Here is a 6,151-nt window from a genome sequence, read left to right on the forward strand (position 1 = left end):
CGCTAAATGCATGCGAATTTTGGTTTGTGACTTTAAAAACATAAAAATACAGTGTTATGGCTTCTATCTTTTCCAGGATTGTTGCGCGTGAGATTCCGGCCCATATAGTGGCTGAAACCGAACTTTTCCTGGCTTTCCTGGATGCATTTCCAACTGCCAAGGGACATACCCTCGTGATTCTCAAGCAGGAAATTGATTATTTGTTTGACCTGGAGGAAGATACCTATACCGCCTTGATGAATTTTGCCAGGAAGGTTGCCTTTGCCGTAGAGAAAGCCATCCCCTGCAAGCGGGTCGGCATGGCTGTGGTGGGCCTGGAGGTACCGCATGTGCACGTCCACCTGATTCCGCTGAATCAAATGGCCGATATGAACTTCAGCAATAAACTGAAGATTTCAGGTGACGAACTCGCAGCGATAGCCGCGCGCATCAAGGCTGATTTTGACGAGCTGAACTAGGGTTTCTTTAGAGACTGTCTCAGAAATTGAGGTGTTTACGGAGACTGAACATCGCGCCGTAACTTGCGGGGTAGAGATCGCCATAGTCTGCCGCCAGGTTAAGGCCAACTGTCATACCGCCGATCCAGTTGGTATATTGACTCAGGCCGATCAGCCCGGAAAACTGGCCAAGGCCTTTCTCCGGCCAGTACTCCTCAATCTGGTAAGCGCCGAAATTGCGGGAGTACGAGAGTTTTGTGGTCCACTTGATTTTGTTGGCGATCGCGCCCTTCAGACCCAGATGGGTGGCCCAAACCCGGTTGTTATTGCTAAAGGCATCTCCGTATATATAATCGGAGCCGAGATGCTTGGTGTCTTCTCCCGGTGTGATAAAAGGAGTGCCGATAGTCCGCATCTGGTAGGACCAGCCATCCCGCACCTGGTAATTGTTGAAGTAATTGTCGCGACCGCGCCTTTGGGGGTCATCAATAACAAATTCTGCTCCCCCCTGGCTTTTCGTGTAGAGAAATTCAATAACTGCTTCATGAATTTCTATTGCTGAGCCATAAAGGTTGTTCTTCCTGATTCTGATCCCGTTCAATCCGTCAGCAATGTTGATCAGGCTGATCAGCGAACCGTCTTCATATATATTCTGGCGGTACATAAGGATATCGGCGCCGTAAGTTCTCAATTCAAGGCCGACGTCAATGGTCCCCAGGTGGTTGCCGATGCGGTTCGTCGCGTCGTGCATGTCAGCACTGGAAAGCGGTGCACGGGTACCGGTTATCATTTCCCAGTAAGTCTTGAAGCCCCTCGGCATTTGTTTTGAAGTGGGGTTCTTCGGATCGAAGAAGTAGGGGCTTTTGCCTCCCCATTGTGCAATATGGTTGAACCCGCCATAAAGCCGTAACAATCCGTTAGGGTTGCCGAGCCTCAGGTAAAGCTGCTTCTGGTGCAGCCGCAGGTCGGTGACGACCGGCCGGTTGCGGTCCATGACGCCATCGGAGTATGAGGCAAGGAACTGCAGCCATCCGTTGGTGAACGGAACATCGGTATATTTGAAAAAGCCGATTTGCACCCTGAAGTGGGGCATGGCATTTCCCGAAACGGTATACGATCCTGTACCTATGGTGCTGTCGGCTAATCCGAGCTGCTGCTTTCTTCTCCCTGCAAAAAGCTCGAAGTTACCGAGCCGGAGACCGGCATATGCTTCGGGAAGCAGGAATTTTGCGTCTTTGGTAAAGTTCTCTACCGCTTCAATGCCGCCTATGAACCGGAGACCGTTCTTTTTGTCGCTAAGCTTATAGGTGCCGGCCCAGCCTGCCCGCACCGCTCCGCCGTTTCCGGATTTCGGTACGGTGCCCCACTGATTGGTGTGGAGCCAAAAAGGCAAATGGGTATTGTCAGTTGCACCAAAAGCTGCGATTTCTATAAAAGCCGAATCATTTTTTGCGGGAGCTGAGGTGTTACCCTGGGCGTTGATACTGTTGGGGAGAAATAATCCTGCAAAAATAAGGGCGCAAAAAATTCTGCTCATTTAGAATGCTATAGTTAATAAAGGTACCGATTTTCTTCCGGTCGGGGCCATTGAAGATAAAGTATGACTGCTTGGTTGGTGGCGATGGATACGCTGTGTTAACAGATCCGTCTCAGTTAGACCTGCAATACTAGGGTTTCTTTCGCTTTTCTCAAATAAATTGCGAAGATTGTGTGCTGAAATAGAAGTACTAGAGGTCATTAAGTTGGTTTGAAATTACCGGCTGCCCTGTGGTTGACAGACACACAAAAACCGGGCCAATACATTAAAACGAACGGTTTTTGGAAAAGATTATTTGAAACCGGGCGGAAGAAATCCACGCCGTTCCAGGCAGGGAATGCAGGTCCGAATTTTTTTCGTGATAGGGCAGGATAGTTTCGTCTTGTATATTTGTGAATATTCGGATGTATTATTGGTTATTGCCAAGTGCGATAGAAATGCCTTCACCGGTCGGGCAAAGGGCAGGTTATGGGCATAAATGTGCTTTAACTCATTCAGCACTCCTTTTTTTACAATAAATGGATACACTAAAAAAACAAACACGCAGGTATTGGGGGTTGCTGATTCCATTGGGAATTGCTGTTCTGTTCGGGTTCATGCATTTTATGCCGACGGCAAAATTAAAAGTGACGAATAACGGGCACATCTCGCTGATTGGGGGCAACCTGGGTTCCAGGATGACCAATTATGATCATTTTGAGACCGACCTTCAACTTCGGTTCCCATCGAGTAATCTAACCGTCCGGAATCTTTGTGATGGCGGGAATACAGCGGGTTTCAGGCCCAATCCGAACCGCAATGACCCGTGGGCATTCCCGGGGGCCGAGAAATTTCAAACTGAATTTGCCAACAATTCGCACAGCGAAGGGCACATGGAGTCCCAGGATGAGTGGCTTACACGCCTGAAAACCGACATCGTAATTGGTTTTTTCGGTTTTAGCGAATCGTTTGCGGGGCCTGCCGGGGTCGCAAATTTCAAGGCGGAGCTCGATGCTTTCGTAAAGCACACGCTTGCTCAGAAGTACAATGGCCAGGCTGCCCCGCAACTGGCGCTTGTTTCCCCGGTCGCATTTGAGAATCTGTCTGCGAAAATGGATGTCCCCGACGGGAAAAAGGAAAATGTCAATATAGCCCTCTACGTAGCGGCTATGAAAGAGGTGGCGGCAAAAAACAAGGTATTGTTCGTGGACGCCTATCACCCTTCTTTAAAATGGTATGCGGCGTCGAAGAATGACCTGACAATTGATGGTTCCCAGCTCAACGATGAGGGGTACCGGAAGTTGTCCCAACTGCTCAACGATGAGCTTTTTGGCAAGGCGCAGGCGAGCGGCCCCGGTGACCGGGAGGCTGTTTATAATGCGGTAATGGAAAAAAACTGGATGTGGCTGAATGACTACAAGATTCCGAATGGTGTGCATGTTTATGGACGACGCTATAATCCGTTCGGGCAGGATAATTATCCTGCCGAAATCGAAAAAACGCGACAGCTGACGGAAATCCGCGATAGGGCGATCTGGGCGGCCGCTGAAGGGAAAAGCCTGGACGTAGCAGCACTGGACAAGGGAACCAGGTCCCTGCCGGAGGTGAAAACCAATTACAACCCGGAAAAAAATGGCAGCCTGAAGTATTTGTACGGGGAAGAAGCCATTTCACATCTGAAGCTCCCTGAAGGCTATAAGATAGAATTGTTTGCCTCGGAGAAGGAATTCCCGGATCTGGCTAACCCTATGCAGCTGTCTTTTGACAACAAAGGCAGGTTATGGGTGGCGGTGATGCCTACTTACCCGCACTACCGTCCCGGAGATGCGAAACCCAATGATAAGATTCTTATTTTTGAAGATACCGATAACGACGGAAAGGCAGACAAACAAACCATTTTCGCCGATCACCTTCACCTGCCTGTAGGTTTTGAAATCGAATCGGACGGTGTTTACGTTTCGCAGGGAACGAATTTTGTGAAACTTACCGATACTGACGGCGACAGCAAGGCCGATAAGCGGGAAATTTTGTTGAGTGGTTTCGATGACCATGACACCCATCACAACATCCACGCTTTCTGCGCCGATCCTTCGGGAGCGATTTATATGGGAGAAGGCGTGTTCCTGCATACGAATGTTGAAACCTCTTACGGAACCGTTCGGGCCACCAACGGGGGCTTCTATCGCTACAACCCAAAAAGGCGCCAGCTGGAACGCACCGCACAGCTTTCCATTCCCAACCCCTGGGGGATTGCCTTTGACGACTGGGGACAGCCCTTCTTTGCCGAAACTTCAGGTCCGGATGTGAGATGGATGTTGCCCGGAACGGTACTGCCACGCTATGGTGAAGCGACCCATAAATCGGTTAACCTCATCGAAGATGCTCACCGCGTACGCCCTACGTCAGGTCTGGAATTTGTGTCCAGCAGGCACTTCCCTGACAACGTACAGGGCGACTTGCTGATCAATAATACCATTGGTTTCCTCGGAACCAAACAGCATGTCATTGAAGATGACGGCACCGGCTACAAAAGCCGCTTCAGACAGGATTTGTTGGTGAGTACGGACCGGAATTTCCGCCCGGTAGACATGGAGTTTGCTCCCGACGGCTCTCTTTATGTGGTCGATTGGCACAACGTCCTTATCGGGCATATGCAGCACAATGCGCGGGATCCGCTGCGCGACCACATGCACGGACGTGTTTACCGCATCACATATCCGTCGCGCCCCCTGGTGACACCTGCTAAAATTGACGGCGCCGGCATAGACGAGCTGCTGGAAAACCTCAAGCTGCCCGAGTACCGCACGCGTTACCGGACCAAACGGGAGCTTCGGGGAAGAGCAGCCGGCGAAGTACTTCCCAGGCTTACTGCCTGGGTAAACGCTTTGGACAAGGCGGACCCACGTTATGAGCACCACAAGACTGAAGCCCTTTGGGTAAGCTGGGGTTTGAATAAAATCGATCAGAAGCTTTTGAGAGAGCTCCTGAACGCCCGCGACTACAAAGTACGTGCAGCAGCAGTGCGCGCCGTGCGGTATAACACGCACCAGGTGGCCGACTACGCCGCCCTCCTGAAGAAAGCCGCGGCCGATGAGAACGGGCGGGTCAGGTTGGAAGCCATCGTGGCGGCCTCGTGGCTACCCAAAGCAGCAGGTATGACGGTGCTGAACGAAGCAAAAAAACATCCTCTCGACAATTGGATGGTAAATGCCTATGAAACTTCCGTAGCCCACCTGAACGGACAATCCGTCAAAGAGAAAAAGCAGGAAGAACATATTAAAACCAACCTGAAAGGCGACGCACTGGCGTTGTACACCGAAGGAAAAGCCATTTATGCCCGGGAGGGATTCTGCACCACCTGCCACCAGGAGAATGGTAAAGGGTTGACGGCTTCCGGGTTTCCGCCGCTTTCGGGTACCAGTTGGGTGACAGGAAGCGAAACCCGGCTGATAAAACTGGTCTTGAATGGTTTGTTGGGGCCGATTCAGGTTTCAGGCAAGGACTACCCCGGCCAGGTGCCAATGACACCTTTTAAGGGAATGCTGAATGACAGGGAAGTCGCAGCGGTGCTTACGTATGTGCGGAACTCATTTGACAATGTGGCATCGCCCGTAAAACCTGAACAGGTGAAAAAGGTCCGCGCCGAAATCAGCAACTTTGATGGTTTTTATTCGCCTGACGCGTTATTGAAGGAGCATCCGCTCGAAGACAAATGAGATCAGGATGACCATCCGGCAGATGCGCTACCTTTGACAACAACAGGTTTGGAGCCGCTCCAACCGGAGGGTCATCCCGACCGTAGTGGAGGGATCTCCCGGTCCCAGTATCCAATCCCTTTTACAGGACTTTTTTCTTGCAACAGGAGATCCTTCGACTCCGCTGCGCTCCGCTTCAGGATGACCGTCCGGGTGATAGCCTCCGGCTACCATTGACAACACGATGGATGGCGCCGCTCCAACCGGACGGTCATCCCGACCGCAGCGGAGGGATCTCCCGGTCCCAGTACCCAATCCGTTTGATAGGCTTTTTTGCTAGCAATAGGAGATCCTTCGACTCCTCTGCGTTCCATTCAGGATGACCATCCGGCAGATGCGCTACCATTGACAACAACAGGTTTGGAGCCGCACCAACCGGATGGTCATCCCGACGTATCATAAGCTTCGCTTACTCCTGGATCTGGTGACATCTGAATGTACCC

General features: G+C 51.2%; 5 protein-coding genes. 2 read left to right on the top strand and 3 right to left on the bottom strand.

Annotation, left to right across the window (positions count from 1 at the left end; translation table 11 throughout):
* The first annotated feature begins 56 nt into the window (after positions 1-56).
* Positions 57-458, top strand: coding sequence for an HIT family protein (locus ABD852_RS01630; protein ID WP_345026244.1), 402 nt, complete (start codon positions 57-59; stop codon positions 456-458).
* 19 nt (positions 459-477) lie between these two features.
* Here the strand turns inward: ABD852_RS01630 and ABD852_RS01635 are convergent, their stop codons facing one another.
* Positions 478-1,974, bottom strand: coding sequence for a capsule assembly Wzi family protein (locus ABD852_RS01635; protein WP_345026245.1), 1,497 nt, complete (start codon positions 1,972-1,974; stop codon positions 478-480).
* A gap of 518 nt (positions 1,975-2,492) precedes the next feature.
* Between ABD852_RS01635 and ABD852_RS01640 the strand changes: the two genes are divergently transcribed.
* Positions 2,493-5,669, top strand: a complete 3,177-nt coding sequence (locus ABD852_RS01640) for a PVC-type heme-binding CxxCH protein (protein ID WP_345026246.1) — start codon at positions 2,493-2,495, stop codon at positions 5,667-5,669.
* 27 nt (positions 5,670-5,696) lie between these two features.
* On the opposite strand, the gene ABD852_RS01645 is transcribed toward ABD852_RS01640, so the two are convergent.
* Positions 5,697-5,882 carry a hypothetical protein gene (locus ABD852_RS01645; protein ID WP_345026247.1) on the bottom strand — a complete coding sequence of 62 codons (186 nt, stop codon included), beginning with the start codon at positions 5,880-5,882 and terminating at the stop codon, positions 5,697-5,699.
* On the bottom strand, positions 5,876-6,022 hold the full coding sequence (locus ABD852_RS01650; RefSeq protein WP_345026248.1) for a hypothetical protein: 147 nt from the start codon (positions 6,020-6,022) through the stop codon (positions 5,876-5,878). Before ABD852_RS01650 ends, ABD852_RS01645 begins: the two co-directional genes overlap by 7 nt.
* Positions 6,023-6,151: the final 129 nt, after the last annotated feature.

Source organism: Ravibacter arvi (assembly GCF_039540405.1).
Taxonomy (GTDB): Bacteria; Bacteroidota; Bacteroidia; order Cytophagales; family Spirosomataceae; genus Ravibacter; species Ravibacter arvi.

What these genes read in the sequence shown, in the direction of transcription:
- ABD852_RS01645 (WP_345026247.1), bottom strand. Translation starts at nt 5,882, where the DNA reads ATGGTAGCCGGAGGCTATCACCCGGACGGTCATCCTGAAGCGGAGCGC.
- ABD852_RS01630 (WP_345026244.1), top strand. Translation starts at nt 57, where the DNA reads ATGGCTTCTATCTTTTCCAGGATTGTTGCGCGTGAGATTCCGGCCCAT.
- ABD852_RS01650 (WP_345026248.1), bottom strand. Translation starts at nt 6,022, where the DNA reads ATGGAACGCAGAGGAGTCGAAGGATCTCCTATTGCTAGCAAAAAAGCC.
- ABD852_RS01640 (WP_345026246.1), top strand. Translation starts at nt 2,493, where the DNA reads ATGGATACACTAAAAAAACAAACACGCAGGTATTGGGGGTTGCTGATT.
- ABD852_RS01635 (WP_345026245.1), bottom strand. Translation starts at nt 1,974, where the DNA reads ATGAGCAGAATTTTTTGCGCCCTTATTTTTGCAGGATTATTTCTCCCC.